A 26,264-nucleotide genomic window follows, 5' to 3' on the forward strand; every position below is an offset into this window, starting at 1 on the left:
TATCTGAGTCCCGCCAATCGGCGAAGATCGGCCAAAACATCGGCCACATGGTCCTCCCGATTGCAGTTTTGTGCATGGTTATCAGTGAAATAGGCGTCCCGAACATCGGCCATCATGATCATCATCGTCGGGCGGCATCAATGGTGTCCAAGTTGGCGGCGGTGATGGTGCCGAGGCCCGCGCAAGTCGGCAGGATGCCGATGATCGGCCAGAAGATCGGCCAAATGTTCTGGAATATTAGAAATATATATTTATAATTCCGTATTTAGCGGAAACCAAGATCGGCCAATTATGGAAGAGAGCGTACAGCGCATCGAACCGGCCCGCCTGACGGATGTATCCGAATCAATGTCGGATGCGCTGGCGGAGCTATCGGCTACATCGGCTATTTTGGGCCAAAGCTTGCACCCGCGTACCGCTGCCAATCTCGCCGATCTCGTGCGCATCATGAACACCTACTACAGCAACCTGATCGAGGGCCATGATACGCGCCCGCGCGACATCGAACGGGCGTTGGCCGGAAACTTCGATCGAGACGAGAATCGTCGCAACCTGCAGCTCGAGGCGGCCGCCCATGTTCGCCTGCAAGCGGAGATCGACCGTATGGCCGCCGAGGGGCGGTTGCGGGAGCCGGCATCGGTAGATTTTCTGCGATGGCTGCATGCGGAATTTTATCGCGATGCGGAAGCGCCCATGCTGACCATCAAGGGCGCCGGCCGTGAATTTGTCATGGCGCCAGGCGAGTGGCGATCGAAGCCAGAGCATGACGTCGCTGTCGGCCGGCATGAGCCGCCTTCGAGCGAGCGTGTCGACGATTTCATGCAGTACTTTGCCATGCGCTATCGCTTCGACAAGCTGGGCAAGGCCGGGCGCATCCTGGCCATTCCTGCTGCGCATCACCGTTTCAACTACATTCACCCCTTCCCCGACGGCAACGGTCGCGTCAGCCGATTGATGAGCCACGCCATGGCCCATGAGGCCGGGATTGCTGCGCATGGACTGTGGTCGATCTCGCGCGGTCTGGCACGCGGCGCGAAAAGCCGCACGGACTACAAGCGCATGATGGATCATGCCGATATGCCCCGCCAAGGGGATCTCGTCGGACGCGGCAACCTCTCCGAACGCGTGCTCGGTGATTTTACCTTATGGTTCCTGCAGGTGTGCATCGATCAGGTGAGCTTCATGACAGGTCTGTTCGATCTCGATACGCTTGCCAAGCGGCTGCATAGCTATGTGGAGCGCAGCGGCGTGAAGCCCGAAGCATCTCGTTTCCTGCAAGAAGCGCTTATGCGCGGCGAATTTGACCGCGGCGAAGCATCCCGCATAAGCGGACTGCCCGAGCGCACGGCGCGAAGGGTGTTTAATGAGGTGATCGGGCTTGGTCTGCTAGCGTCTGACACGCCCAAAGGTCCGGTTTCGCTGCGCTTCCCTGCGGACGCTCTGGACGCGCTGTTTCCGGAAACCTAGCCAACTTGCAACCAGAGGGATCAAATCGGACGCTTCTTGGTCATCCCACAATCCGGTGTGAACCGGTCGAAAGGCGAGCCGTCGCTGAAAGTCCATCTCTGCGACACCCACAACATGGCTCAGTGGGGTCAGAATATCGATGAATCCCTAGTATCCAAGCCTATGGGCTAAGTCCTGGGGAGACCTCAATATGGGCAATCCACCTAGTACCTCTGCACAGAGGTTATGACTCTTTGGAAGTCGGCTTGGGATAGGCTTTGGCCATCTTAAGGCGTGCGTTTTCGGTAGAGAACATCCAGTTGATGCGAGCGCCACTGGTGTTTCGCAGGTGCTCCCAGGCAGCGGTCTCCGCGACGAGGCGATCATAGCTATTGATGCGACGATCGAGGCACTGGCCGCGCAGGACGCCGATTTCGATCTCGACCATGTTGAGCCAGCTGGCGTGTTTGGGCGTGTAGTGGAATTCCAGCCGTCGAAGGACGCGTCGCGCCTCTGAAGCAGGCAGAGCCTGGTAGAGCGCGGCGGCCGAGTGGGTTGACAGATTGTCGAGCACCACCCTGACGCGTTCGGCCTGCGGGTAATGGATATCGACGAGGTCGCGCATGCAATGGGCAAAGTCTTCCGCGGCGCGCCGCTCGGTGACCTTGACTTTGCGCCAGGAGCGGTGTGCGTCGAGGAAGACGAACAGGTTGGCGGTGCCGTTGCGCTTGTACTCGCAGTCATACCGCTCAAGCCGGCCCGGTTCGGCCGGGATCGGCTGTCGCACCTCGCCGATGAGTTGGGTCGGGCTTTCGTCGAAGCACACCACCGGTCGCTTCGGGTCCGGTGCCTCGGCATAGAGGTCGAGCACGTCCTCCATGCGCGCGACATACTCGGCGTCGACCTTGGGGATGCACCACATGTCCTTGCGCCAGGGCTTGAGATCGTTGTCTGCCAAGCGTCGGCGCACCGTCTCGCGCGACAGTTCCTGGTGATCGGTCAGCTTGACGAACTCACCGGCCAGCAGTTCCAGGGTCCAGCGGGCGCGGCCCGGCGGCGGACTGGAACAGGCGGTGGCCACCAGCAGGGCTTCTTCCTTGCCCGTCAGCTTGCGTTGCGCGCCTGCGCGTGGCTCTTCGCTGAGCGCCGCCTCCAGACCCATCTCCACGAAGCGGCGCTTGGTGCGATAGACAGTGGAGCCGCCGACCACCACCGTCGCGGCAATGGCCTCGTCACCCAAGCCCGCGTCGACGGCGAGCAGGATCTGCGCCCGCTTGAGCTTGCGAGCCGGCTGCTTGCCGCCTGCCAGCATCGCTGTGAGTTCATCGCGTTCGGGTTGGTCGAGATCGACACGATAGCGTAGATTCATCCAGAAAGCCTCCTCGGTTGCCAAGGGTTCCGGATGAATCGAAAATTGAATCAATTACTTGACGGGCAAACGCCTGCGGGTCCCAGCTTCACCGAAAAACAGGGCCAGTACCTCGCCTTCATCTGGGCTTATATGCAGATCAACCGCCAGCCGCCGGCCGAACGCGACATGCAACGCTATTTCGGCGTCACCCCGCCGTCCGTCCACCAGATGGTGCTAACCCTCGAACGCTCCGGCCTCATCCGCAGGCAACCAGGTGTCGCGCGCAGCATCCAACTGCTCGTCGACCACGACATCCTACCCAAACTTCAGCCGGTTCAACCCGTCATAACCTCTGTGCAGAGGTACTAGTCTTAGTCTAGTACCTGTGCACAGAGATTATGACTCTTTGGCTGTTGGTTTTGGATAGGCCCGGGCCATTTTGGTTCGGGCCTGCTCGGTTGAGAACATCCAGTTGATGCGAGCGGCACTTGCGTTGCGCTGGTGTTCCCAAGCCGCGACCTCGGCGACGAGGCGGGAGCGGCTTTCGATGCGGCGGTCGAGGCACTGGTTGCGCAGAACGCCGATTTCGATCTCGACCATGTTGAGCCAGCTTGCATGTTTGGGCGTGTAGTGGAACTCCAGCCGTCTGAGGACGCGTTGTCGTACTGCACTTGTATGGGGATGTTTTTGTCAACGGTCTTTTTTGCGTCCATTCATTGGCCTCGTTTGCGTTTAGGGCAGCTGCTCCATCCACGACAGAAGCATCCGCCGGCTGGCTTATCGATCGCGGACGTCGATACCGAGGGAGCCTGCGCGTGGCGAGACAATGCTCTCGCGTACTTGTATGCGGCGGGTGCTTTGACCCAGCCATGATGCAGTAATGCGCATCGCGAGCAAGGCTCCGGGGCGGCGGGACCATTCTTAATTACGGTGCAAAGCCCATGTGCAGTGCCGGTTCGCCACCGCCTCGGATCGTTGGGAGTCTGGCGCTGTTGGCGCGTCAGGCCCCGATAGCTTGATCCTCTTCTTCGTTATCCAGCGGACCGCACTGCGACGCCCTGCGGGATCTCGCCCATGGTGGCCATGCGCCAGAGCGCGATGAGCAGGCGCCGCGCGACGGCCACGATCATGGTCTTGCGCGTGCCGCCCCGACCATCCTCGGTGCGCTTCCGAAACCACTGCGCCAAAGCGCTATCCTTCTGGAACCGGAGAAAGCGCCAGGCCAGTTGGATCATCCCGCGCCGTACCCGGGCATTGCCGGCTCTTGCGAGGCCTCTCTCGCGCCGTCGCGCGCCGCTCTCATCCGGAGAGCCGGTGAGGCCGGCATAGCGGGCGACCGCCTTTCGATCCCGGAGACGGCGTGACAGAATCTCGTTGACGAGCATATCCGCGGTTTCGACGCCGACGCCGATGACGCTCGAGATCAGGCGAACCATCGCGTGAGGTCCCTTCTCGACGGCCGAGGCCGTCTCCAGCTTGCGCAGGCGTTCCTGCTCGATGGCCTTGATCTGTTCGCGCACCAGACGCAGCCGGGCCATGTCGCGGCGAAACTCAGCCTGGGTATTTTCAGGGAGAGGGGAGCCTTCCGCCGTGCGCAACGCAGCAAGCTTCTCCTCCGCCTTGCGCAACGTCGGATTGAACCCACGAATTCCCAGGCGCGCGAGCGCCGCCTTCATGCGGTTGACGATGCGCGTGCGATCGCAGACCAGCTTTTCCCGCTCGCGGTTCGGCCGCTTGGCGTCTTCCTCTTCGATGGTCGGAATAGCCGCCATGCTGCAGTGGCGCTTTTCTCCGCGCAGCCAGCCGAGGAAGGCGCGCATCAGCAACTCCGTGTCGAGGCGATCAGTCTTCGCACGCCGGTGCTCACGTGACACGGCGACGCTCGATGGATGCATGACATAGGCTTCGATGCCGCGCGACCTGAGCCAGCGCGCCAGCCAAAAACCGTCACGCCCCGCCTCGAAGGCGACAACGATGCGTTCGATCTCGCGCTCCGCCTGGGCCGCTTCCTCGCGCCAGCGATGCAGGAGCCGCAGCAACCCATCCTCATCGGGCGCCAGCTTCTTCAGGTGGTGTCGTTCGACGCCCGGCAGCATTCCCGCGACAAGCCAACTCGATTGACTCATCTCGATGACGACAACGAGTGTGCTATCCTGATTCAGGGTGGCGACGGACCGGCTCAGATCGTTTGATTGCGGCATGGGGCTCTCCATCGGGTTGGTTGGAAGCGCCGAAAGTGCCACCTTCGCCGCCAGCCCCATAGCATCTTAAATGTGAGATTGCGGCGACTTCTCCAGAAAATGAGACCGGTAATTTCTCTGGGGATACTGCGGGCACCCTTCCGACAGCCAGAGCCAAACGTGCGCCCATTATTCAAGCCCAGCCGATCGCGAAGTTCGCAATTGATCTCCGCCGTCCGGACTTGCATGAGCATGTGGGCCCCGTAGGAGGACCTGCGCATCTGCTGCTTTTTGACCATCCGCTTGCCGACGAGTGAATTCACCGCCGACTCGGCCAGAGCGGAGGCAACGCGAAGCCCAGCCCGATAGCGCTTTCCATAGTTGACGATCGCGCCGCGATTTGAATGGATGAGCTGCGAGGCGAGGCTATAAAGCCGTGCGATCGAGAACTCGCCGTCCCTTTGCGAGTCTTTCAGTCTCGCCAGGAATTGCTCCAGGTCGCGGATCGCGCCATCGACCCGCCCGTGCCAGAGACGCCACTTCACGGCTCTGATGTCCCTGTCGATGGTTGGAAGCACTTCAAAAGGGTCGGACTGGGATCGCACTATGTGATCGGCGATCTGCTGCATGGGCTGGATCTTCATGGCAATGTGGAACCAGTCGATGATGTGGGCTGTCGGCTTCGGCATGGCGCGGGGCAGCCGCTTCAGGATTTCGGCGCCGTCCGAGATCACGGTGACGTTGCCAAAGCCGCAATAGCCTTCTTGCTGAAGTGCGTGGAGGGCTCGATCCCGGATTGCAGCCTGGTCGGTGTTGCTGGTCACGAGGTAGCGGCCACCGACATCACCCCGACCGCCGCGGCCGCATCGAGCTACAACGAGCTCGAAGTTTCGCGCGGAATTGGGATCGGCGCTGCGAACATGTGCCGTATCGATGCTGATGACGAACTCTTTGCGTCGGTCGCCGGGAAGCTGCATTTCAAGCTGGCTTCGATCGTGCCTTTGAGCTCGCGCGCGCCTTTCTTCCTTCGCGATCTGTTCATCGAGCCGTTCACCGATCCTGATGGTCCGCTTGCGCACGGTCACGTACGTCTCGGGGTGTTCAATCGGCAGAAATTCGCCAAGCTTCGCTGCCTGCCGATACGGCATCATGCTTCCCAATCGTGCCGTGAGTTCAATCAGTTCAGGCGTGGCTCGATCAGGGCAGATCTCGTTGAGTGGTGCGAAGGCAGCGACCATGCCAGGATGGCAATCCCGGCAGAGCATCCAACGGGGATTGCGAACCTCCACCGTGCCGAAGACAGTCCGGATTTTGCGCGTCGTATAGCCCTTGACCGGCCGGAACGTGTGGCAATCAGGGCAGACGCGGCGAAAGAGCGAGTAGGTCTCCGCCTCGTGGCTGACGACCGCGATCTGCAGGGCCGCCATGATTTTCTTTCCATCGTCGATCGAGAAGCCGATATCGCCGTCGAACAAGCCCTTCCAGCTCTTGTCGATGCGGACCTCCTTCCGGCAGGTGTCGCCAAATTCGTTCCTGCCCTCGATCGTGATCGTCCATTCCACTGCCATCGCTGCCTCCTTGAAGAAGCGACGGTGATGGACTGCTTGGGCCAAACAACCCGTATTCGACCCCAGAGAAATTACCGGTCTCGCGGCAATCGAGGCTGGCGATCCGGCCTTGGCCGCAGAAGGATGGCTGCCCATTTACAGGCCGGGATCGAGCGCATCTTCGGTAAGCGCAGCTGGTGATTCCAAGTCAAGGGCACCCGGAAGCATTCAAATGCCAACTTGCACTCGCATGGGATGGGACCGCTAATCGGAAGCCGGCCGCCTGCTACAGCAGGCAATCTCACGCCGGCATGCCATCGCATTTTCGATGAGGGGCCTGCCGGGATCACGTCATTTTACCATAAGGTTGAGGACGATCGGCGTATCTTCCTTGGTCGAGACCGCGAAGCCCGTCCCACGTTGACAATCAGCCGCGATCGGCCGGCAGGCCATGATAGGCGTTGTGGAGCAGAGTGCGGATTGCCGCGCGCTCGAGAGGGCGAGGGTTCGGATAGGGGCTCGAAACGGCGATATCTGCGGCCTTGTCCAGCCCGTCCTCCGGCATGCCAATATTTTTAAGGGCGACTGGCGCACCGATCGCTTTGGACAGACTATGAAGCCCATCAACGGCGTCTTTCACCCCGAGAGCGCGCGCGATCCGCCCCATGGCCTCGGGTGCTGACGTGGCGTTGTAGGCGGTCGCATGCGGTAGCACGATCGCATGGGTTTCGGCGTGCGGCAGATTGAATGAGCCTGCGAGCACGTGGCAGAGCTTGTGGTGGAGCGCCATCGCGGCACTGCCGAGCACTGATCCGCACAGCCATGCGCCATAGAGCGCATCGTCATGGCCGGCGTGGCCCTTCGGCAAGGCCGCAGCCAGCGCGCGAATGCCTTCCTCCGCCATCAGCGAGACGATCGGATTTCCGTCTGTAGCGAAGAGTCCCTCGACCGCATGGGCGATGGCATTCAGTCCGCTCGTCATTGCAAAGGCATCGGGCAGCGTCGTCAGCAGATCGGGGTCGTAGATGACGGCCTCTGGCTGGATGCGTGCGTCGCGTCTGGTGGTTTTCAGGCCACCTTCAGTCTCGCCGAGAATGTCGGTCATTTCCGATCCGGCGTAGCTGGTCGGAATAACGAGTTGATTGAAATCGGTCCTGAGCGCTATGGCTTTGCCGAGCCCGGTGGACGACCCGCCGCCCAAAGAGACTATGCCGTCGATACCATTTTCCAAGACAAAGGCGACGGCCTTCTCTGTGACATCAACGGGCGTGTGCATCACGGCATAGGGATACGCTGTGCCGCCGACGGCTCGCGCCAGCTCCTCGCACGAGGCCGCCTGATGTGGTGTGGCGACAGCCATCGGCCGCGCCATGCCGAGGCGCCTGGCCTCCGTTGCCGCTTCAGCAATTCGCCCACGTCCGAAGATCACTCGTGTGGGCAGCGGCACATGAACGAACGGCTTCATCGCAAGTCCTCTCTGGTTTCAACGCGATAGCCGACAGGAAGCAGCGATATGCCGAGACGATCGGATACCAGGCCCCAGATTCCCTTCGGAGAGATGACCATAATGACGATGGCGAGCACGCCGAGGATCATAAGATAAATGGAGCCGAGGTCGGCAAGGAACTCGCGCAGGATAAAAAAGAGGATGGTGCCGATAATCGGCCCCTCGATCGTGCCGATACCGCCGATTACCACCATGAAGATCACAAGCACCGTCCAGTCGTTAACGCTGAAGGCGGCATCGGGCGCGATGCGGAGCTTCTGCAAGAAGATCAGCGATCCGACCATGGCGGTCGCGGCGGAAACGCAGACATAGACGGCAAGCTTGATCCGAGGAATGGCGATGCCCAGGCTCAAGGACGCCGTCTCGCTGTCACGGATGGCTGTCAGCGCCAGGCCGATCCGCGAGCGTAGGAGCATATAGACGAATGCCACCGAACCGACGCCGAGCATCAATGCGGCCCAGTAGATAAGTGACTCTCTCATCGCTTTCGAACCGGCCATCTCCTTCATGATAGTGATCGGCAGGCTCGACCCTGACCCTCCCCCGAGGGAGGACATCTGGGCGAAGACGAGGCGGAAAACCTCCGCCACCACCCATGTTCCGATCGCGAAATAGGCGCCGTTGAGCCGGAACACGAGCTTGGCGACCGGAATGGAGACGAGTGCCGCGGCGATGCCCGCCGCCGGGATCGCGGCGAGCGGATGCATCCCGGCATGGATGGCAAGCGTGAACAGCATGTAGCCGCCGAAGCCGACATAAGCCTGCTGGCCCACCGAGACGAGACCCGTATAACCGGCGAGCAGATTCCAAAGGCTGGCGAGCGCCAGATAGATCATGACCTCGCCAATGAGGCGCAGCGTGGCCGTCGATGCCCATGCGGGTGCAGCCGCGAGCAAGACGACAAGAGCAATGGCAGTGACGAGCGCAAAACGGCTGAGCATCGTGGAGCGGGTGACATGGTGCGTGCTCATGTAACCCCTCTGGGGAAAAAGCCTTGCGGCCTGACGGCTAGGATGACGAGGAAGACGAGATGACCAGCCAGTACCTGCCAGCCGGGGTCGATCTGCGCCCCGACTGCCTGGGCGACGCCAAGGATGATCCCGCCGGCGAGCGTGCCCCAGAGATTGCCGAGGCCGCCGATGATGACCGCTTCGAACCCGAAGATCAGTCGGCTAGGCCCCATGAAAGGGTCGAAATTGGCGCGGACCGCGAGAAACACGCCCGCCATGGCGACCACGGCCATAGAGAGTGCCATCGCCCAGGCATAGACGCGCCGGTTGTCGCAGCCCATGAGCTGGGAGACCTCCGGATCATCTGACACGGCGCGAAAAGCCCGCCCCGCCGGGCTGTGGAACAAGAGGACTTGCAGTGCCCAGACCACGGCAATGGCGCTGAGGAAGGTGAGCAGCGGAAAATAGCCGATGTCTATCCCTGGAACGAGGCTAAAGCTCCCGATCTCGAGAGAGCCCGCATTCAGTTTTCGGCTGTCAGCGCTATAGATTTCCAAGAGAGCGTTTTGAATGATGACGGACAGGCCGAAGGTGACCAGCAGCGGCGGAAGAATATCCTTGTCGAGGGTCCTGTTCAGTATGCCGAGTTGCAGGCCGTAGCCGAAGGCCGCAGCCGCCGGTACCACGACGACAAGGCTCGCCAGCGGATGCAGTCCAGTCAACTGAATGACCGTGTAGGCAAGATAGGCGGCGCCGATGATCAGATCGCCATGGGCGATGTTGACCAGGCGCATGACGCCAAAAATCAGCGACAGGCCCGTGGCAAAGAGCGCATAGAGCCCGCCCACCAACATGCCCTGAATGACGATGTTGATCCATCCCATGGGGTCAGGTTCCGAAATAGGCGCTGGTGATTTGTTCGCCGGTGAAGGCGTCCGGCTTGCCCTCCAGCGAAACCTTGCCTTCCAGCATGCACATGAAGCGGTCGGCGACGCTAAGCGCCCGCTTCACGTCTTGCTCGACGAGGATCACGGAAAGACCATTGCCCACGACTTTTGGCAGCAATTCGTAGATCTGCTTGATGACCACTGGCGCCAGCCCGAGGCTAAGTTCATCGAGAAGCAGAATATCGGGATTCGACATCAGCCCGCGGCCGATCGCCAGCATCTGCTGCTGGCCCCCTGACAGTGAGGTCGAGGGTGCATGGCGCTTGTCCCGGAGAACCGGGAAGAGTTCGTACACAGCGGCGGTCGTCCAAAGACCTGGCCGTCCAACCTTGCCGCCTATAAGGAGGTTTTCTTCAACGCTGAGCGAAGGAAACAGGCGGCGGCCTTCCGGCACCAATGCAATTCCTTTCGCCACGATCTCGAATGCCGGGATGCGCAGCAGATCTTCGCCCTTGAAGCGAATGGCCCCTCGCCGGTTCTTCACCAAACCGGCGACGCATTTGAGAAGAGTGCTCTTTCCCGCTCCGTTCGCACCGATGAGGGCGAGCAGCTCCCCCCTGGCCAAAGTGAGGTCGAGGCTGGTCAGAGCCTGCGCATCGCCATGGAAGGCATCGAGCCCTTCGACGGAAAGCAGCGGTTCAGACAAGCGCGTCCTCTCCAAGGTAGACGGACTTCACTTCGCTACTGTCCATCACTTTATCCGGAGCGCCGTCGGCGATCTTCTTGCCAAAATTCACGACAACCAGTCGCTGGGCGACTGACAGCAGCGCGCGCACCACATGTTCGATCCACACGATCGTGACACCCGAGGCATGGACTTGGCGCAGCACGTCAAGCAATTCGTGGCACTCACTCTCTGTCAGGCCTCCGGCGATTTCGTCGAGCAGCAGCAGCCGCGGTTCGGTCGCAAGTGCTCGCGCAAGCTCGAGCCGCTTGCGGCCGAGCAGCGGCAAGGAACCCGCGAGTTGGTTTGCCTTCTTCGACAGCCCCGACAGCTCCAAAGCCTGCATGGCGTAGTCCACAGAGCCCTCCGCCTTTCGCCCGAAGGTCGCGCCGACAAGCACATTCTCGAACACGGTCATGCCGACAAAGGGATGTGGAATTTGGAATGAACGGGAAATACCCGAGCGACAACGTGCGGCCGCCCCTTCGCGGGTGATATCGCGACTTTGGAAAGTGATCGTGCCGGTATCTGGCTTCACGGTACCTGCGATCAGATTGAACAGGGTCGTCTTCCCGGCCCCATTGGGGCCGAGGATTCCGACGAACTCACCTTGTGCGACCTCGAACGAGAAGCTGTCCGTTACAACGAGCGCACCGTAACGTTTGCTTAGAGAGTCAAGGAGCAGCATGGTTATGATGCCGTGGGCGGCGTATCCCACCTTCCTCTTTCTTCATGACAGGAGCTTCAGCTTACCGCCGACGGGAATCGACGGATATTGGCTGTTGTTGGTTATGACGAGCTCGAAGTGGTCGCCATTCTTCTGCCATTGGCCGCCGACGAGAGGCGTGCGCACGACGTTCTTGACCGGGTTGAGCGGCCCGCCCTTCCACGAAATCGGGCCCACTAAGCTCTGCATATCGGTGGCCGCAACCGCATCGACCACCGATTGCGGGTCGCTGAGGTCGGCAGTGCGCTTAATGACATCCGCTGCGACTTCGAACAAGGCATGATTGAAGCCGATCGGCTGTGTCCATTGTTTGCCCGTTACAGCGGTATAGTCGTCGGCGATCGCCTTCGAGCTATCGCCTGTGAGGCTCGACGTGAAAGGATGGCTCGGCGACCACCAGATTTCCGATGTCAGCCCGTCACCGCGAGCACCGAGCGATTCGATGACCGATGGGAAGAGCAGCGCTTTGCCGATCGTCACGACCTTGGGCTTGAAACCCTGCTGACCGGCCTGCGACCAGAAAGTCGCAAAGTCCGGCGGGATCATGTTGCCGGTCACGATTTCGCAGCCGGCTTCCTTGAAGGCGGCGATCTGCGAGGAGAAATCATTGTTCATGACCTGGTAGCGGCCCAGATCGATGAGCGAATATCCGGCCTTGGCGAGCGGCGTCGGCAGGCCGAGCTTGGGATCCCCCCAGGCATTGCCGTCGGCGTCGTTGGGGAACAGGCCACCGATTTTCTTGGTGGCGCCCGACTGATCCCACAAGGCCAGGAAATTGGCGATCACGTCCTCGAGGCCCCAGAAAAAGTGATAGGTCCATTTGAAGCCGGTCGCAGGGTCACCGTTGCGACCGAAGAAGTAGGGTTGCCAGGGCGAAATCGAGGTGATGCAAGGAATTTCGTTGAGTTCCGCCTGATCGGCGACGGGATTGGCGGTGTCCGGCGCCGCCGAGGCCAGCAGCATGTTGACGCCATCCCGTTCGATCAGCTCGGTGGCGACTTCCGCGGCACGGTTCGAGCTCGATTGCGAGTCCTTGGCGATGATCTCGACCGCTACGGGTTTGCCATTGTTGGTCAACCCAGCGAAGGCCTTCCTCACGCCGCCCAGAATGAACGCGTCCGCCTCGCCGAAACCGGCAATCGGGCCGGTGTTGGGCGACACGTAGCCGATCTTGAACACGGCGTCCTGCGCGGAAGCGCGGGTCACGCGTAGAATGGCTGGCGCGGCAAGTAGGGTCCCTGCACCCTTGAGCAACTCTCTGCGATTCATGATGTTGAGCTTGGACATGAAGACCCTCCCGGTTGCCTTGTTTCCGACGAACCCGCGCCCACTTCTCCTGCGCGGTCTATGCATTTCGCAATTGTCACGACGGCGTCCCGTCGGTTAGAAATCTGCTGTCTTGCCTATGCTCAAAGGGGCGCATCCCTGAGCAAGGGTATGTCTTGAATCCACTGCTATCCTCGCGTTCCTGGTTACCTATCCCGGCGCTACTTCAGTGCCAGATAGGTTTCCGGATTGAGTTGGGTCGAACGAATGACCACGCGCGCGCCTGCCGCTTGCGAAAGCGCCTCGCGTAACCGTTCGCAAGCGCCAAGTATGACCTCGCGCGTCCTGTCAGGTTTCGGAAGTATCTGGATCTCCGCTGCAACGGGTGCTTGGTCGTCGACGCCCCAGGTGGGGATGATGGCTAATTGACAGAGCGACGTGTCGACCTTGAAGGTCTTGCAGAGCATCGACCGTATCGGCTCGAGCACTGCGACCAATTCATCCTTCCTATCTTGCCAGAGTTCGTTCTCGACATGGATCTTTACCAACGGCATGAATTAACCCTCCAATCCGATCAGGCTGAGATTGGCGTGAGCACGAAATCGAAGGGCGAATGCCATTGCGTCTCGCCGACCTTGACAAGTTCGAACGACGCAATCAGCGATTTCTTGACCCCGAACACGGCATCGGATTCGAGATAGGGATCGTCTCTAACGAAGATGTGGGTCACAAGTTTTTGGTATCCGGGCGCCGTCACCAGGTAGTGCATGTGGGCAGGGCGGTAGGGATGGCGATGAAGTTTCCCGAGCATCTTGCCGACAGGACCATCGTCCGGAATCGGATAGGAAACGGGCTTGATACCGACAAAGGCATATCTGCCATCCTCGCCTGTGACGAACAGTCCGCGATTGTTCCACTTCGGCTGAATGCCTAGTTGCTGCACATCGTAGAAGCCGTCGGCATTGTCCGACCACACGTCCACGCGGGCGTCATTGACTGGGTTGCCGCCGAGGTCCAGCACCCTGCCCTCGAACAGGCAACTCTCGCCCTTGCCGTCCAGACAGATATTCTCGCCCATCTTCCGGACTGGCGGATTGTCGACGTGGAATGGCCCCAACACAGTGTTTTCGGTGGCACCAGTCGGCCGCCGGTTGTTGATCGCGTCCACCAGCATGGAGAAGCCAAGTACGTCGGAGAGCAGGATGAACTCCTGCCGCTCGGCGCTGCAGATCTGGCCGGTCCGGGTGAGAAAGTCGATGCCGAAGTCCCACTCTTCCTGGGTCAGATGGATTTCCTTGGCGAAGGCGTGCAGGTGCTTGACCAGGCACGTCATCACTTCTACCAGCCGCGGATCGGCGCTCTCGCCCATGCGCGCATTGACGGCTTCGGTCGAATTTTCCTCCGTAAAGTATCGCGTCATCAGATCCTCTCCCGCGGAGCCTTTCGACCGCCGCCGACAGCATTCAGAGAAATTCGTTTTCACCAACATCTACGCCGGCAAAGACCTTGCGCAATTGCCTGAAACGGCGCCCGCCGTAGAGCAGGGTATCTGCGCCCCTGCGATCAGCCGTTGCGACCACATCCCCGAAAAACACGGTATGCGTGGACTGGTCGGACGTCCCCCCGACGAGGCAGTCGAACACAGCGGCCGCCCCGATCAGAGCGGGAGCGCCGGTCTTGAGCGTTATCCATTCGCCCACCGAGAAGCGATCCTGCCGGTTGCCGCCGACCCCCGCGAATACCAGGGCCAGCTTGTCCTGCTCCTCGGCCAATACGTTGACGCAGAAGCTGCCGGCCTCCAGGATCTTCTCATGTGTGATGCCGCTCTTGTTCACGCAGACCAGTAGCCGAGGCGGCTCTGCCGAGACCGAGGACACGGCTGTAGCCGTCATGCCAAACCGTTCGCCGTCAAGACCCGTGGTGATCACGCATACCGAGGAGACGTGTTGCGCCACCGACGTGACATATTCAGCCGCCGGAACCGATGGGAAGGTCGAGGTCCTCGCAACCATGACTAATACCTCAAATCACACCAGTGCCGGGATCCACGCCAAGGAGCACTCGGCCATAGATTTCCGCGCCGGCGTTGTGCAGCAGAAAGCCGTGCATCGATGTGGCCTGCAAATTGCGGAAATTGAGCTGGATCGGGCTCTTCAGCGACAGGCCGGCAGCGCCACCGATTGTAAGCAGTTTCTGCACCGCATCGCGGCAGAGGCGCGGAACAACAGTGATATCCATGCGGATGCGGCCGCGCATTTCCATCGGCATCTTTTCACCGCGACGAGCATACTCGTCCACGTCGTCGGCACATCGGTAGAAGACTAACTCCGCCTGATGGATCATCGCCGCGGCCTCGCCCAATTCAATCTGCAAGGCCGTCCATTCATGCGAAATGTGAGAGGTATACATTACCTTCTTGCCTGGCACGAGCTTGCGGAACTCTTCGAGCGCGCGCCGCGCACCGCCAAGCGCCGAAGTGGCAATGAACATGCCGAGGGCCGGACCGCCCTGACATCTGTAAATCGCAGGCGCGTCGTGGCTTGCGAAGACAGGCGTTTGATTTTCCAGGATCGCGGGCAGCGACACGAAACGATGGGCAGGAACCGCGACATTCGTGCATTTCACCGAGTTGGAGCCAGTGCCCTGGAGCCCGGCCACATGCCAGTCGTCGATTTGCTCAGCGTCGCCTGTCGGCACCGCGAGATCGCCCTCGTCCAGCTTGTTGCCGGCCTCGTCGAACACTTCTGCGCCGAGCAGCAGCCAACGCGCCGCAGCATTGCCGGAGGCGAACGGCCAGAATCCATTCAACACATAGGAGCCATCGGCTTGTCGGACCGCCTTGCCTCGTGGCCCAATGACGGCGGCCACGGCGTTGATATCGCTGGTCGAGTAGATTTCCTCCTGTACCCTCTCGTTCATATGCCCGATGATGTAGTCGTGGGCATGATAGACGCCGAGTACCCAGGCCGTAGCGCCACATCCCCTGGCAATTGTAGACACCGCATCGACATGGGCGCGCATGGACAACTCGGACCCGCCCCATTTCTTGGCACGGAACACGCCAAGCAGCCCGCTCTCATGCAACAGCTTGATGTTCTCCGCCGGTACTTTGCGGTCTTTCTCGGTCTCGAAGGCTCGTGACGAGAGCAACGGGATCAAGCTCTCGGCAATGGCCTTGACGTTCGATTCCTCGACGCGTGCGAGCGCATGAGCGTTCATGGCTACCCTCCCGGAGTTTCTATCCACCCAACGAAAATGAATGGTATTCGAGTTTGAATGATTGTCAATATCGATCTGTAGCCGTAAATGACTTATCTTCGCGTTCTCCGAGTCCGAACTTGACTTTTGTCGGCATCGTACGGCATGCACACCCGCAGGAATGGGAGCAAATCCATTGCAGGTTTCGAAAGCGTCGACCAAGAGCAGAGTCGCTCTCAGGCAGGAACGAAACCGGGAAGCCTTGGTGCAGGCCGGCTATACGGTAATTTCCCAGAAGGGCATTGATTCCGCCACGATGCAGGAGATCGCCGACCTCGCGGACGTAGGCGCGGGAACGGTCTACAGCTATTTCAAATCCAAGGATGATCTCGCCGTTTCAGTAATGGAGCGCGTGATGCATAATCTGGCACTGCGAATTGAGGAGGTCACCAACACCTTCGCCGATCCCGCGCAGGTCTACGCATTTGGCATCCGGACCGTGATTGACCACGCGACGGGCGACATGCGCTGGAAGCAGCTCCTCAACCGCCCTGAAGTGATTGCCGACGCCATGTTCCGTTGCATGGGTCCCTTCGCGATCCGGGATCTGGAAAATGCCACGCAGGCGGGTCGCTTCAAGGTGGTCGATGCCAGACTCACTTGGCAAATGGCGTCCTACGCTATCGTCGGCGTCAGCCTCGCCATCACGAAAGAGCACCTGCCACCGTCGCTCATAGACGAGACGGTCGTCCGGCTCCTCTGCATGACCGGTATCGGCGAGGCCGAGGCCAAGGATCTCGCTTCACGACCCCGCCCTGCCCTTCCGCCGGAGAAATCAAGGCTCTGAAATCTCCAGGTAGCCCGCATAGGTGAGCCTATCCCGGTCGCGAGTCATTTCTCGTGAATCTGCCAAGCCATTCGCACTAAAGATTCATCTCCTATGGGACGTCAGGGTAACGGGGAAGCCGGCTGCAGCATGAGCGCGCGTGCCAGGCCGAACGCTGCCGCTGGACACCCGAGAACGCGTGTGGAAAGCGCTCGGCGCGCCGGCGACCGGTCCGGGCGGTGACTAGCCCTTTTCGACGCTAGCTTGAGAGCGGCCTTGAAGGGGTGTGCTGTCTGTTCACTCAGGCAGGCGCATGCTGAAGTGTGCATGCGCCGGAAGATGTGGGAACCGCTGCATCAGCGGCTGGCAATCGGTGCCTTGCGCGTGCGGCCCCAAAGGACGAACAGCGATAGCGCCAGGAAGATGATGTTCATCGGCAGGGTGTGAGCGGTTTCGCCTCGAAATGCATGGAAGCCTACGGCCAGCACTTGAATGGTGACAAATCCGAGCGCGGCCAGGGGCGTCAGGAACGGCAGGATGCGCGTCGCCGCCGGAAGAATCATGCCGAGTGCGCCGGCCAGCTCGCATAGTCCGATGAAGCGCAGCAACCAGATTGGGACGTCGGTTGCCCAGGCAATACCCATCGGCGCAAGAGCCGACGGATCCATGAATGTCTTCATGATGCCCGGCATGCCGAACAGGATGAAGAGTGCGATCTGGGCGACCCACAGCCCGATGTGCCACGGACGAGAGGACGAGCGAGAGGCAGTGTGAGCTTGAGAAACAGACATGGCGGCTATGACCTGATTTGGAGGTTCAGCAGAAACATCGCTCTGTGTGGCTGGACACCACGCTATGGACGTTCAATGGTTCAGCACGACTTTGCCCCCGGCGCCAGCGGCGACGGCGTTCTGTGCGGCGCCGATTTGATCCAGGGGGAAGGTCTTTGCGACCGGGATGGTCAATAGACCGCGGGACGCGGCGTCAGCCACTGCGGCCAGCGTAGCCGCGTCCGCGCGATGGTAGAGTTCATAGATTGTCACGCGATCGCGAACGTTGCCGTCTTCCGGCACCGGAACGATGCTGGCAACCTGACCACCGTTTCGCACATGCTTGATGAGATTGCTCGCGGCGGGTGCTGTGGTGCTGATCGCATAGTCGAATGTCGCGGCAGTCGGCGGCTGGGTGATATCGAGCGCCTCGCCAGCCAGTTGGCGCGCCTCTTCGAGCTGATCGGGACGGACACCGGCCACCGGCTTTGCCCCAATCTCCTGGAGATATTGGATTGCGGCGCGCCCGACCGCGCCGATGCCTCCCGAAATCAGGACGCGGTCGCCCGCCGTGACGCCAAGAGCATCCACGGATTGTCGTCCAGTGAGACCGGCTTTCGGTAGAGCAGCACCTTGTTCGAATGTGAGATTGGCAGGAAGTTTGGCGGCAGCCGTAACAGGAACAACTCCGTATTCGGCATGGGCACCCCTGCCGTTCGCCGCGAAGTCGGCAATCACCCGATCGCCGATCACGATTCCGGTCACGCCCGCGCCGACCTCGACAACGGTACCGGCAGCATCACCGCCCAACACCGCGGGAAGTTCCAAAGGGATGTATTGGGCCATGTAGCCTTGGCGGATAATCAGGTCGAAATGATTGACCGCGGAGGCTTCGATCTTGATCAGCACCTCGCCGGCTTCCGGTTTGGGCATAGGAACGTCATCGATGACGAACTGATCAATGTCCCCATACGCTTTGAGACGGGCAGCTTTCATATGTCGGCACCTTCGTGTATTTTGACGCAGAGATACGATAAGGTTCAGTATCGTTCAAATGATATGATTGACTATCGTATCGGAGTCAAGCCGCATGAAATCCTGGGCTCCCGACCATCCCAAAGCGAAGTTGATGGCGAGCAAGCGTGCCGACATCCTCGCGGCCGCAAAGGCATCATTCCTCGACACTGGCTACGAGGGGACGAGCATGGAAAGCATCGCCAAGACGGCGAACGTCTCGATCATGACTCTCTACCGGCATGCAGAGAGCAAGGACGAGCTGTTCTCGGCCGTCATCTCCAATGCCTGCGATCCCGACGACGAAGCCGAGCAGGCAGAGTGGGCGGCCCTTCTGGAGAAGCCGCTAAGAGACGTCTTGATCTGGGCGGGGATGACAGCGCAGACCCGTTTGACGGACCCAGACACCATAGCCCTCATGCGCACTGTTATCGCCGAGGCCACACGCTTTCCCGGTTTGGCAGGGATGGCGCATACCAGCCTCGTGGGCAATCTCGAAGGCATGCTTGCGTTCACGCTCGGACTTAAGCAGGAAACCAGCGCGCTCAGTGCGGAGCGCCGACGCGAACTCGCCGTCCAATTCATCGATCGGCTGCTCGGCAGCCATATGCTCGGCCTGCTAATGGGGCTTGCCGGCCCCTCCAGACGGGAGCAGCAGGAAAGAAGCGAGACCGCTGCCGACGGGTTGATCAGTTCGCTTGGCTAGCGGTGTCTGTAGCCAAAAGCCATAAGAACAAGATCATTCGCCGGCTAGTAGTGCCGCCGTACCGCATGTCACCGGAGATGGCGACCAATTGATAGAAACGTAGGGCGAGGCCCGCGCCATCACCACGCTGGTGATGCTGCCATCCGAAGCCTTGAGCGAACAGGACCTTGCCCAGCAACTCAGCGTCAGCCGCACGCCCTGCGTGAAGCGCTCATTCGGCTTGCCTATGAAGGCCTGATTGACATCCTGCCGCAGCGCGGCAGCTTCGTCGCGCCGATCCGGCTGAGCGACGTGGAGGAAGCCCAGTTCATTAGTGAGTGCTCAGTGTCACTGTCGTGCAGAGGCTGGCCGGCCACGACTCGAGTGATTTCATCGCCGACGGCAAAGCGAACCTCGCCAGGCAGGCAAAGGCGGTTGCCGAGGGCGCCCGCGAGCTTTTCCTCGATATCGAGAACGCTGTGAGGAGGCCGGCCTGCCCCGGAGCTGGCGGGTCATCCAGGTGGTCAAGCTGCGATGGATCGTGTGCGCTACCTTAGCTTGCCCGAGCGTCGCCACCTCGAAACGCAGCTTGCTCAGCATGTGGCGATCTTCGAGGCCGTTGAAACCGGCGAGGCAAAACAGCCCGGTGCCCGGATGGCTGCGCATCTGCGCGAAGTGCTGTGGACGGTGCAGCGGCTCAACGTGGCGTGTCCCGACCTGTTCGGCGACTAGCGTCGCTTCCATGCGGCTTGTAAGAGCGCGGCCCTCATCGTTTGGCCGTCATGCGACTTGGTGGCCTTTCGATCCGCATCGTTCAAATCCCAGACTGCTTTGTACGCGACCGGATCGGAACGTGATAGAATTCAACCAATTACTCGACATATAATAGAGTGCCCCGACCCGGCCACCTGCAGACGAGCCAGTTTTCTCCATCAAATGGGACAGACCGGTCGTTGCTCGCTTATCTCGAGGCGCCGGCGTGATGATGCATATGACGCGCGGGCAAAGTGGCGGACCTGATGGGTAGCGCCCATTGCTGGGATTTGTCCGAAGGAGTCTCCGCAGCGAGTTGACCCATTCAAAATGGGCCGCTCGTTGATCAAAACAGCAATATGATCGACCCTGTTACGTTGACCGTTCAGGCGTAATCACCACGAAGGCCTTGGCTTCTTTGCCGTCGATAGCGACGCCATTGTGCTCGAAAGAGGATTCGAACTGGATGCAGTCTCCCGGTCCGAGGATCATCTCGGTTCCGGCAAAGTCGAAACGGATGCGCCCCTCCAGCATCAGCAGGATCTCCTCGCCCGCATGCCGGAAACGCGGCAGCTGGACGTCTTCGATGCAGGGCAAGGTCAGGAAGAATATCTCGGATCGCGGATTGGCCTTGTTGAAGGAGGCCACCTCATAGACATAGCCAAGCTCGCTGCCGTTGCGGTTGATCGGCCTTCGTTCGTCGGCACGGACGATGGAGATCGGCCCCTTCTCGCCGGGCGAGATGAAGACATCGGACAACGGCACGCCATAGACGTCGGCCAGCCGGCTGACCACCGCGATCGAGGGCTGCGAAACGCCTGATTCGACCTTGGAGAGATAGCCCTTGGTCACCTCTGCCTGGCGCGCGGCCGCCTCCATCGTCAGGTTGGCGGTCTTGCGAAGCCGGCGCAGGGACGCGCCGATTTCTCCCATCTTTGCGCTGACGTCCATTTTCCTCCCCCGATCGATCGGAGCACACGAAAACCGCTGGCGCGTCGCACGCTGCGTGTCGGCATAGTCGACGGGATATCGCATAAATCGTGTTGACATGAAAGTTTTCTTGTAGGAAACATCGAGGAAACATCAGTCGTTGTCCGGGAGGAGATGGATGCGACAGCCCATGTCGCGCCGCGTTTTGGCGCGTGCCGAAAATCTGCGCCATCTGTCCGCCGGCAGCCTCTTCGGAGCAGTGGCGTGAGCGATCCGCGCCCCATGGGTCTTCACGGATCCAGCGCGGTTCGTGCCGCGGCGGCGGGACCAACGGTGGCATCGCTGTTTCGCGACAGTGCCCGCGCCAATGCTGCCTCGCCCGCCATCGTCGGGGCTGGCAAAACAATCAGCTACGGGATGCTCAACGAGCGTGTGAACCGGCTGGCATCGGCGCTGCGGCATGATGGCGTGATGGCGGGTGATCGTGTCGCAATCGTCTCGGAGAATCGGCCGGAATACATCGAGATCGTGCTTGCTTGCGCCAAGATCGGAGCTATCGCCGCTTGCCAGAACTGGCGGCAGGCGGCACCGGAACTCGCCCATTGCCTCAGGCTTGTCGAACCGCGCTTCATCTTCGCCTCGCCGCGCTTTGCCGAAGCGGCGGCAAGCCTCGGGCTGGCCTACCCGCTGGCCCTGTTCGGCGACGGCTATGAACATATGCTGGACACAGGCTCGCCGCAGGAGCCGGATATTTCGGCAAGCGCCGAGGATGGGCTGCTGATCCTCTACACCAGCGGCACCACCGGCCTGCCCAAGGGCGCCGTCATCAGCCACCGCGCCATCATCGATCACTTCCAAAGGCGGCGATGCAGTGCTGCGGCTTGGGCCCGAGATGCTGCCATGAACGACAGGCCGGTGCTGATCGAGATGCGCGGCATCACCAAGCGCTATGGCGGCGTCGCCGCCGTCGAAGCCGTCGACTTCACGCTTCGCAAAGGCGAAATCCATGCCTTGCTCGGCGAGAACGGCGCGGGAAAATCGACGCTGACCAAGCTGATGGCCGGCGTCATCCAACCGAACGCGGGCGAGATCCTGCTCGAAGGCGTGCCGGTCTCCTTCGCCTCGCCGGCCGATGCCATGCGGCGCGGCATCAACATGGTCTATCAGGAAAACAGCCTGGTGCCGTCGATGACGGTGGCGCAGAATATCTTCCTCGGCGACGAACGCTTCTTCAACAAACTGCGTCCGCTCTACATCGCGGCCCAGCAATTCCTTCAATCGCTGAACTTCAACGTCGACCCATGGGCGAGCGTCGCCGGCTTGGGCGTTGCCAAGAAGCAGATGGTCGAGATCGCACGCGCGGTGCGCCAGAACGCCCGCGTCATCGTCTTCGATGAGCCCACGGCATCGCTGACGCCGGAGGAGAAGCACCATTTCTTCGCTTTGGTCCGGCGATTGAAGAACGACGGCGTCTCGGTCGTCTTCATCAGCCATGCGCTGGAGGAAGCACTGGAACTCTCCGACCGCATCACCATCCTGCGCGACGGCAGGCTGGTGATCAGCGACGACCGCGCGAAATTCGACCGCGAGCGCATCGTTACCGCCATGGTCGGGCGGGCGCTGTCGCGCGACCTCTACGGCGAAGGCGGGAAGCCGCGCCGCAAGCCCGGCGAGCGTGTGCTGTCGGTGCAGAACCTGTCGATGGGCAAGGTCGTGCGCAACACCTCCTTCACCGTCTATGCCGGCCAGATCACCGGCATGTTCGGGCTGATCGGCTCGGGCCGCACCGAAACCGCAAAAATCATCGCCGGCATCGCCAAGCGCAATTTCCTGCATGGCGGCGAGACCAGGCTCGGCGAACGCTCCGTCCGCTACCGCGTGCCCCGGCAGGCCGTCCACGACGGCATCGTCTACGTCACCGAGGATCGCAAGGTCGAGGGCTTCTTCGACACCATGTCGATCGCCGAGAATGTCGGCGTCGGTCACATCGCCGCCGGCTTCAACAAGGGCCTGGTGGTGAGGATGTCGCAAATCGCGACGGTTGCCCGCGACTGGAGCCAGAAGCTGGCAATCCGTTCGATCAACGCCGACGCCCGCGTCATTGAACTGTCGGGCGGCAACCAGCAGAAGGTCGTCATCGCCAAAGGGCTGGTGCAGAAGCCGAGGATCATCATCTTCGACGAACCGACGCGCGGCGTCGATGTCGGCGCTATCGCCGAGATCCACCAGTTGATCGAACGCCTCGCCGAAGACGGCCTCGCGGTCATCGTCATCTCGTCCTACCTGCCTGAAATCCTCGGCCTCAGCGACCGCATCCTGGTCTGCCAGAAGGGCCGTGTGGTCGAGGAATTCCGCACCGAGGACGCCACCGAAGAAAAGATCATGTACGCCGCCGTGCACTGAACGGCGGCGCCAGCAATACCAGGAGGCCCCATGCCAATGCAGAAAGCCAGAGCAGCCGCGGTCGGAATTGGCGAAGTGCCATCCGGCCGGTTTCCCGAACGCAGCGAGATAGAGGCGGCGATCCTCGCCTGCCGGCAAGCCATCCTCGACGCCGGCATGTCGCCGCGTGACATCGATGTGGTCATGCCGGTCGGCGCGCTGGCGTCGCGCCACTTCAACGTCGACCTGGTGTTCTCGAGGCTCTGCGAGGAGCTCGGCATGCTGCGCTCGGCCCGGATGAACGTGCAGGTGATGTCGGGCGGCGCGACCAGCGCCAGCATGCTCGCTTTGGCCGAGGGACTGGTCGCCAGCGGCCTTGCCCGCAACGTGCTGTGCGTCCATTCCGATGCTGTCGGCTCGCTGCCCAAGCAGGCCGGCATCGACCTGTTCTCGACCACCGGCGTCTCCGAGGAATGGGAAGCACCATACGGCCACAACATGAACGCCGTCGGCGCGCTCGCCTCCAACCGCTACATGCACGAGACCGGCACCACCGACGAGGAGATGGCGGCACTTTGCGTGTCGCTGCGCAAATGGGCCGAGCTCAACCCGCACGCGATGTTCCGCACGCCGCTCACCATCGAGGAGGTGCTGGCCTCGAAGATGGTGGCGACGCCGCTCAGGGCCAAGCATTGCAACATGCTGGCCGACGGCGCGGCCGCCTTCATCGTCGCCCGCGCCGAGGATGCCAGCCACATCACGGCAAATCCGGTCTATGTGCGCGGCCACGGCTCGCTCGTCACCCACTACACGACCTCGCAGGATACCGACCTCGCCAGGCTCGGTTACGAACAGGCGGCGGCGCAAGCTTACGAAAAGGCCGGCATCGGCCCGAAAGATATCCAGATCGCCGAGCTCTACGACGCCTATCCGGTGTTCGCCATGATCGCGCTGGACGGGCTGAAGCTCTGCCGTGGCGAGCGCGCCGGCGCCTTTGTCGCGGCTGGCGAGACCGCGCCCGGCGGCTCGATGCCGATGACCACCAATGGCGGCATGCTTTCGCAGGGACATACGGCCGTCGGCGGCGGCATCGCGGTGCTGGTCGAGGCCTTCCGGCAACTGATGGGCAAGGCCGGGGCGCGGCAGGTGCCGAACCTCGTCAACGCGGTTGAAACCGCCTCGGGCGGGACGTGGATGGATTCGCACGTCACCATCCTGTCGAAGGAGCATTAGCATGACCAACTCCCCTCGCCCGCTGCCCCACCCCAGCCACTGGTCGGCCGGCTACTGGCAGGCCGCCGCCGAACGGCGCTTCGTGGTCCAGGAATGCGGCGACTGCGACAGGCCGATCATGTACCCTAAGCGTGTCTGCCCATACTGTCTTGGCGAGAGGCTGAACTGGCGCGCGTCCGCCGGCAAGGGCGAGATCTACGCGGTGACGACGCAGCTCGCCGGCCCACCGACCGGCTTTGCCGACCGCTTGCCCTATGTGCTCGCCGTCATCCGCCTAGACGAGGGCGTGCAGCTGATGAGCAACATCGTCGGCGACAGCGCGCTGGAGGCCCGTATTGGCGACCGGGTCAGCGTCGATTTCGAGCCGGCGGGAGACATGGTGCTGCCGGTCTTCCGGCTCGAAAAGACCGGAGTGTCGCAATGAGCGCGGCGGCACCGGTCGCCGTCATCACGGGTGGCGCCAGGGGCATTGGCGGCACCGCTGCCGGCATCCTCAGAGATCGCGGCTGGACGGTGCATTCGCTTGACCGCCAGCCTAATCCGGACCCGGCGATTACCAGCCACATCTGCGACGTTATCTCGGACAATGATCTGCGCTCCTGCGCCAGCGAGATCGGCGGGATGGATGCGCTGATCGCATGCGCTGGGATCAATCTGCGGCCAGACGACAACCGCGCCGAACAGCTGATGCTCGACGCATGGAACAAAACCCTTGCCGTCAACCTGACGGGGGTGATGCTCAGCGTGCGCGCGTTCCGCCCGGCGATGCGCAATGATGGCGCCATCGTCCTACTGTCGAGCATAGCCGCACTCAGGGCAATGCCGCTCGCCGATGCCTATACGGCCTCGAAGGGAGCGCTGGTGGCGCTGACCCGCTCATGGTCGGTCGACTATGGGCGTTTTGGCATCCGCGTGAACTGCGTCTGCCCTGGCCCGACCGCAACCGAGATGATGTCCGGCGTCATGGAAGGCTTCTCGTCCAGCCAGCAGTTGCAATTGCCGCAGCAACGCATGGCGCGACCGGAAGAGGTGGCAAACCTCATCGCCTTCCTGGTCTCGCCGGAGGCGTCCTATATTTCCGGTGCCATCATTCCTGTCGATGGCGGAGCCGCCGCCCACAGCGCCGGCATGCCGTTTCCCAAGCGCCGAGTCAAAAAGTAAATGCCACTATCCAGAGGCGGCCTTCACGAATGCAAGACGTTCCGAGTTTCATGGTTTCAGTCTGCTTCTGCGAGGTGGTTATGGCTCCGGCGATGACCCCCTTGCTTGAGGCCGCGCAGAGGGCCGGCGCGCATGTCCACCGGGAGACAGGATGCTGATCGGCCAGATCGAGGCAATGTCCGCCTTTTTTACCGATGGCACTGGCTAAAATGGAGCCGGTGATTCCAAAACCACACCGGAGGCTGGCGGTCAGCCCCCTATTGCTCTCACGGCCTCCGCAATTGTCTGGGCATTCGGGAGAAGCGCCTTCTGCAGTACGGGGCTCGATGGCATTCTGACGTCGGGGGTCGTCAATCGTGAAATCCTGACATCCATTTCCGGAACGAGTTCGCGAATACGCATGGCGATTTCGGCAGCGAATCCCCCCGTCCTCACCGCCTCGTGGACAATGAGCACCTTGCCTTTCGCCGCTGTCACGGCGTCGACGATAGCCTTCTCGGCAAGTGGGTTCAGCCAACGAAGATCCAGCACGCCCACATCGAGCTGTTCCGCTGAAAGAGCCTCGGCTGCCGCGAGAGATGGCCCAACCATGGTTCCCCAAGTGATGATCACAGCGTCGTTCCCGTCGCGGCGCGTTCTTGCCATGCCGACAGCTTCAGCGCCATCGGTCAGCTCCACGGCCGATTTCGTTTGGCAAAGGGAGCGGGATTCAATGAGACCGGCAATT

At 61.3% G+C, this 26,264-nt stretch carries 25 protein-coding genes and 3 pseudogenes; 10 read left to right on the forward strand and 18 right to left on the reverse strand.

The window, feature by feature from the left end; genetic code table 11:
• Positions 1-291: 291 nt before the first annotated feature.
• Entirely contained in the window at positions 292-1,467 is a 1,176-nt protein-coding gene (locus ACFSOZ_RS16650) for a Fic family protein (protein WP_379100046.1), read from the forward strand.
• Between the two features lie 223 nt (positions 1,468-1,690).
• On the opposite strand, the gene ACFSOZ_RS16655 is transcribed toward ACFSOZ_RS16650, so the two are convergent.
• Complete coding sequence (locus tag ACFSOZ_RS16655) at positions 1,691-2,815, reverse strand: IS630 family transposase (RefSeq protein WP_095081716.1); 1,125 nt, start codon at positions 2,813-2,815, stop codon at positions 1,691-1,693.
• Between the two features lie 45 nt (positions 2,816-2,860).
• On the opposite strand from ACFSOZ_RS16655, the gene ACFSOZ_RS16660 reads away from it, so the two are divergent.
• On the forward strand, positions 2,861-3,166 hold the full coding sequence (locus ACFSOZ_RS16660) for a LexA family protein (RefSeq protein WP_245330990.1): 306 nt from the start codon (positions 2,861-2,863) through the stop codon (positions 3,164-3,166).
• Between the two features lie 27 nt (positions 3,167-3,193).
• Here the strand turns inward: ACFSOZ_RS16660 and ACFSOZ_RS16665 are convergent.
• The 13 genes and pseudogenes from ACFSOZ_RS16665 to ACFSOZ_RS16725 all read right to left on the reverse strand — a co-directional run.
• Positions 3,194-3,454, reverse strand: a pseudogene (locus ACFSOZ_RS16665) (transposase); the annotation flags it as partial.
• Positions 3,455-3,828: 374 nt separating this feature from the next.
• Positions 3,829-4,998 carry an IS110 family RNA-guided transposase gene (locus ACFSOZ_RS16670; RefSeq protein ID WP_095081722.1) on the reverse strand — a complete coding sequence of 390 codons (1,170 nt, stop codon included), beginning with the start codon at positions 4,996-4,998 and terminating at the stop codon, positions 3,829-3,831.
• A gap of 179 nt (positions 4,999-5,177) precedes the next feature.
• Positions 5,178-6,545: pseudogene (locus ACFSOZ_RS16675) on the reverse strand (ISKra4 family transposase); the annotation flags it as partial.
• Between the two features lie 406 nt (positions 6,546-6,951).
• Positions 6,952-7,989 (reverse strand): maleylacetate reductase, encoded by a 1,038-nt coding sequence (locus ACFSOZ_RS16680; RefSeq protein ID WP_379100048.1) that lies wholly within the window; start codon positions 7,987-7,989, stop codon positions 6,952-6,954.
• A complete protein-coding gene (locus ACFSOZ_RS16685; protein ID WP_095090220.1) occupies positions 7,986-9,002 on the reverse strand; it encodes a branched-chain amino acid ABC transporter permease in 1,017 nt (338 codons plus the stop codon). Before ACFSOZ_RS16685 ends, ACFSOZ_RS16680 begins: the two co-directional genes overlap by 4 nt.
• A complete protein-coding gene (locus ACFSOZ_RS16690; RefSeq protein WP_379100050.1) occupies positions 8,999-9,865 on the reverse strand; it encodes a branched-chain amino acid ABC transporter permease in 867 nt (288 codons plus the stop codon). Before ACFSOZ_RS16690 ends, ACFSOZ_RS16685 begins: the two co-directional genes overlap by 4 nt.
• Before the next feature lie 4 nt (positions 9,866-9,869).
• Positions 9,870-10,574: an ABC transporter ATP-binding protein gene (locus ACFSOZ_RS16695; RefSeq protein WP_206073793.1), complete on the reverse strand. Its 705-nt coding sequence runs from the start codon at positions 10,572-10,574 to the stop codon at positions 9,870-9,872.
• The gene (locus ACFSOZ_RS16700) at positions 10,567-11,286 is read right to left on the reverse strand and encodes an ABC transporter ATP-binding protein (protein ID WP_206073819.1); all 720 of its coding nucleotides are present in this window, start codon (positions 11,284-11,286) and stop codon (positions 10,567-10,569) included. Before ACFSOZ_RS16700 ends, ACFSOZ_RS16695 begins: the two co-directional genes overlap by 8 nt.
• A gap of 36 nt (positions 11,287-11,322) precedes the next feature.
• Positions 11,323-12,591 (reverse strand): ABC transporter substrate-binding protein, encoded by a 1,269-nt coding sequence (locus ACFSOZ_RS16705; RefSeq protein WP_379018107.1) that lies wholly within the window; start codon positions 12,589-12,591, stop codon positions 11,323-11,325.
• A 215-nt stretch (positions 12,592-12,806) separates the two neighbouring features.
• A complete protein-coding gene (locus tag ACFSOZ_RS16710) occupies positions 12,807-13,139 on the reverse strand; it encodes a hypothetical protein (protein ID WP_379100052.1) in 333 nt (110 codons plus the stop codon).
• A gap of 20 nt (positions 13,140-13,159) precedes the next feature.
• Positions 13,160-14,005 (reverse strand): intradiol ring-cleavage dioxygenase, encoded by an 846-nt coding sequence (locus tag ACFSOZ_RS16715; RefSeq protein WP_379100054.1) that lies wholly within the window; start codon positions 14,003-14,005, stop codon positions 13,160-13,162.
• A gap of 43 nt (positions 14,006-14,048) precedes the next feature.
• A complete protein-coding gene (locus ACFSOZ_RS16720; RefSeq protein ID WP_095090225.1) occupies positions 14,049-14,597 on the reverse strand; it encodes a flavin reductase family protein in 549 nt (182 codons plus the stop codon).
• A 10-nt stretch (positions 14,598-14,607) separates the two neighbouring features.
• Positions 14,608-15,804 carry an acyl-CoA dehydrogenase family protein gene (locus ACFSOZ_RS16725; RefSeq protein ID WP_095090226.1) on the reverse strand — a complete coding sequence of 399 codons (1,197 nt, stop codon included), beginning with the start codon at positions 15,802-15,804 and terminating at the stop codon, positions 14,608-14,610.
• Positions 15,805-16,048: 244 nt separating this feature from the next.
• Here ACFSOZ_RS16725 and ACFSOZ_RS16730 point away from each other — a divergent pair, with 244 nt between their 5' ends.
• Positions 16,049-16,630 carry a TetR/AcrR family transcriptional regulator gene (locus ACFSOZ_RS16730; RefSeq protein ID WP_206073794.1) on the forward strand — a complete coding sequence of 194 codons (582 nt, stop codon included), beginning with the start codon at positions 16,049-16,051 and terminating at the stop codon, positions 16,628-16,630.
• 335 nt (positions 16,631-16,965) lie between these two features.
• On the opposite strand, the gene ACFSOZ_RS16735 is transcribed toward ACFSOZ_RS16730, so the two are convergent.
• Together ACFSOZ_RS16735 and ACFSOZ_RS16740 are read right to left on the reverse strand one after the other, a co-directional pair.
• The gene (locus tag ACFSOZ_RS16735; protein WP_095090228.1) at positions 16,966-17,400 is read right to left on the reverse strand and encodes a DoxX family protein; all 435 of its coding nucleotides are present in this window, start codon (positions 17,398-17,400) and stop codon (positions 16,966-16,968) included.
• 72 nt (positions 17,401-17,472) lie between these two features.
• Positions 17,473-18,375 carry an NADP-dependent oxidoreductase gene (locus ACFSOZ_RS16740; RefSeq protein WP_095090229.1) on the reverse strand — a complete coding sequence of 301 codons (903 nt, stop codon included), beginning with the start codon at positions 18,373-18,375 and terminating at the stop codon, positions 17,473-17,475.
• Between the two features lie 94 nt (positions 18,376-18,469).
• Here ACFSOZ_RS16740 and ACFSOZ_RS16745 point away from each other — a divergent pair, with 94 nt between their 5' ends.
• Together ACFSOZ_RS16745 and ACFSOZ_RS16750 are read left to right on the forward strand one after the other, a co-directional pair.
• Positions 18,470-19,099 carry a TetR/AcrR family transcriptional regulator gene (locus ACFSOZ_RS16745; RefSeq protein ID WP_095090230.1) on the forward strand — a complete coding sequence of 210 codons (630 nt, stop codon included), beginning with the start codon at positions 18,470-18,472 and terminating at the stop codon, positions 19,097-19,099.
• Between the two features lie 513 nt (positions 19,100-19,612).
• Positions 19,613-19,810 carry a GntR family transcriptional regulator gene (locus ACFSOZ_RS16750; protein WP_095090231.1) on the forward strand — a complete coding sequence of 66 codons (198 nt, stop codon included), beginning with the start codon at positions 19,613-19,615 and terminating at the stop codon, positions 19,808-19,810.
• A gap of 393 nt (positions 19,811-20,203) precedes the next feature.
• Here the strand turns inward: ACFSOZ_RS16750 and ACFSOZ_RS16755 are convergent, their stop codons facing one another.
• Positions 20,204-20,782: a helix-turn-helix domain-containing protein gene (locus ACFSOZ_RS16755; RefSeq protein ID WP_167392290.1), complete on the reverse strand. Its 579-nt coding sequence runs from the start codon at positions 20,780-20,782 to the stop codon at positions 20,204-20,206.
• 261 nt (positions 20,783-21,043) lie between these two features.
• On the opposite strand from ACFSOZ_RS16755, the pseudogene ACFSOZ_RS16760 reads away from it, so the two are divergent.
• From ACFSOZ_RS16760 to ACFSOZ_RS16780, 5 genes and pseudogenes are all read left to right on the forward strand, one after another.
• Positions 21,044-21,601 (forward strand): annotated as a pseudogene (locus tag ACFSOZ_RS16760) (AMP-binding protein); the annotation flags it as partial.
• Between the two features lie 60 nt (positions 21,602-21,661).
• Positions 21,662-23,164 carry a sugar ABC transporter ATP-binding protein gene (locus tag ACFSOZ_RS16765; protein ID WP_095090237.1) on the forward strand — a complete coding sequence of 501 codons (1,503 nt, stop codon included), beginning with the start codon at positions 21,662-21,664 and terminating at the stop codon, positions 23,162-23,164.
• A gap of 36 nt (positions 23,165-23,200) precedes the next feature.
• Positions 23,201-24,376 carry a thiolase family protein gene (locus tag ACFSOZ_RS16770; RefSeq protein WP_095090238.1) on the forward strand — a complete coding sequence of 392 codons (1,176 nt, stop codon included), beginning with the start codon at positions 23,201-23,203 and terminating at the stop codon, positions 24,374-24,376.
• 1 nt (position 24,377) lies between these two features.
• Positions 24,378-24,800 carry a Zn-ribbon domain-containing OB-fold protein gene (locus ACFSOZ_RS16775; RefSeq protein WP_095090239.1) on the forward strand — a complete coding sequence of 141 codons (423 nt, stop codon included), beginning with the start codon at positions 24,378-24,380 and terminating at the stop codon, positions 24,798-24,800.
• Positions 24,797-25,537 (forward strand): SDR family NAD(P)-dependent oxidoreductase, encoded by a 741-nt coding sequence (locus ACFSOZ_RS16780; RefSeq protein WP_379100057.1) that lies wholly within the window; start codon positions 24,797-24,799, stop codon positions 25,535-25,537. The genes ACFSOZ_RS16775 and ACFSOZ_RS16780 overlap by 4 nt, the downstream gene beginning before the upstream one ends.
• 249 nt (positions 25,538-25,786) lie before the next feature.
• Here ACFSOZ_RS16780 and ACFSOZ_RS16785 read toward each other — a convergent pair whose 3' ends face one another.
• Complete coding sequence (locus tag ACFSOZ_RS16785) at positions 25,787-26,215, reverse strand: transketolase C-terminal domain-containing protein (RefSeq protein ID WP_206073795.1); 429 nt, start codon at positions 26,213-26,215, stop codon at positions 25,787-25,789.
• Between the last annotated feature and the right edge of the window lie 49 nt (positions 26,216-26,264).

The sequence above is a fragment of the Mesorhizobium newzealandense genome, from assembly GCF_042682145.1.
Classification (GTDB): Bacteria; Pseudomonadota; Alphaproteobacteria; order Rhizobiales; family Rhizobiaceae; genus Mesorhizobium; species Mesorhizobium newzealandense.

Coding starts and splice junctions, on each gene's coding strand:
- ACFSOZ_RS16650 (WP_379100046.1), top strand. CDS start 292: ATGGAAGAGAGCGTACAGCGCATCGAACCGGCCCGCCTGACGGATGTA.
- ACFSOZ_RS16655 (WP_095081716.1), bottom strand. CDS start 2,815: ATGAATCTACGCTATCGTGTCGATCTCGACCAACCCGAACGCGATGAA.
- ACFSOZ_RS16670 (WP_095081722.1), bottom strand. CDS start 4,998: ATGCCGCAATCAAACGATCTGAGCCGGTCCGTCGCCACCCTGAATCAG.
- ACFSOZ_RS16680 (WP_379100048.1), bottom strand. CDS start 7,989: ATGAAGCCGTTCGTTCATGTGCCGCTGCCCACACGAGTGATCTTCGGA.
- ACFSOZ_RS16685 (WP_095090220.1), bottom strand. CDS start 9,002: ATGAGCACGCACCATGTCACCCGCTCCACGATGCTCAGCCGTTTTGCG.
- ACFSOZ_RS16690 (WP_379100050.1), bottom strand. CDS start 9,865: ATGGGATGGATCAACATCGTCATTCAGGGCATGTTGGTGGGCGGGCTC.
- ACFSOZ_RS16710 (WP_379100052.1), bottom strand. CDS start 13,139: ATGCCGTTGGTAAAGATCCATGTCGAGAACGAACTCTGGCAAGATAGG.
- ACFSOZ_RS16715 (WP_379100054.1), bottom strand. CDS start 14,005: ATGACGCGATACTTTACGGAGGAAAATTCGACCGAAGCCGTCAATGCG.
- ACFSOZ_RS16720 (WP_095090225.1), bottom strand. CDS start 14,597: ATGGTTGCGAGGACCTCGACCTTCCCATCGGTTCCGGCGGCTGAATAT.
- ACFSOZ_RS16725 (WP_095090226.1), bottom strand. CDS start 15,804: ATGAACGCTCATGCGCTCGCACGCGTCGAGGAATCGAACGTCAAGGCC.
- ACFSOZ_RS16735 (WP_095090228.1), bottom strand. CDS start 17,400: ATGTCTGTTTCTCAAGCTCACACTGCCTCTCGCTCGTCCTCTCGTCCG.
- ACFSOZ_RS16740 (WP_095090229.1), bottom strand. CDS start 18,375: ATGAAAGCTGCCCGTCTCAAAGCGTATGGGGACATTGATCAGTTCGTC.
- ACFSOZ_RS16745 (WP_095090230.1), top strand. CDS start 18,470: ATGAAATCCTGGGCTCCCGACCATCCCAAAGCGAAGTTGATGGCGAGC.
- ACFSOZ_RS16750 (WP_095090231.1), top strand. CDS start 19,613: ATGGATCGTGTGCGCTACCTTAGCTTGCCCGAGCGTCGCCACCTCGAA.
- ACFSOZ_RS16755 (WP_167392290.1), bottom strand. CDS start 20,782: ATGGACGTCAGCGCAAAGATGGGAGAAATCGGCGCGTCCCTGCGCCGG.
- ACFSOZ_RS16765 (WP_095090237.1), top strand. CDS start 21,662: ATGAACGACAGGCCGGTGCTGATCGAGATGCGCGGCATCACCAAGCGC.
- ACFSOZ_RS16770 (WP_095090238.1), top strand. CDS start 23,201: ATGCAGAAAGCCAGAGCAGCCGCGGTCGGAATTGGCGAAGTGCCATCC.
- ACFSOZ_RS16775 (WP_095090239.1), top strand. CDS start 24,378: ATGACCAACTCCCCTCGCCCGCTGCCCCACCCCAGCCACTGGTCGGCC.
- ACFSOZ_RS16780 (WP_379100057.1), top strand. CDS start 24,797: ATGAGCGCGGCGGCACCGGTCGCCGTCATCACGGGTGGCGCCAGGGGC.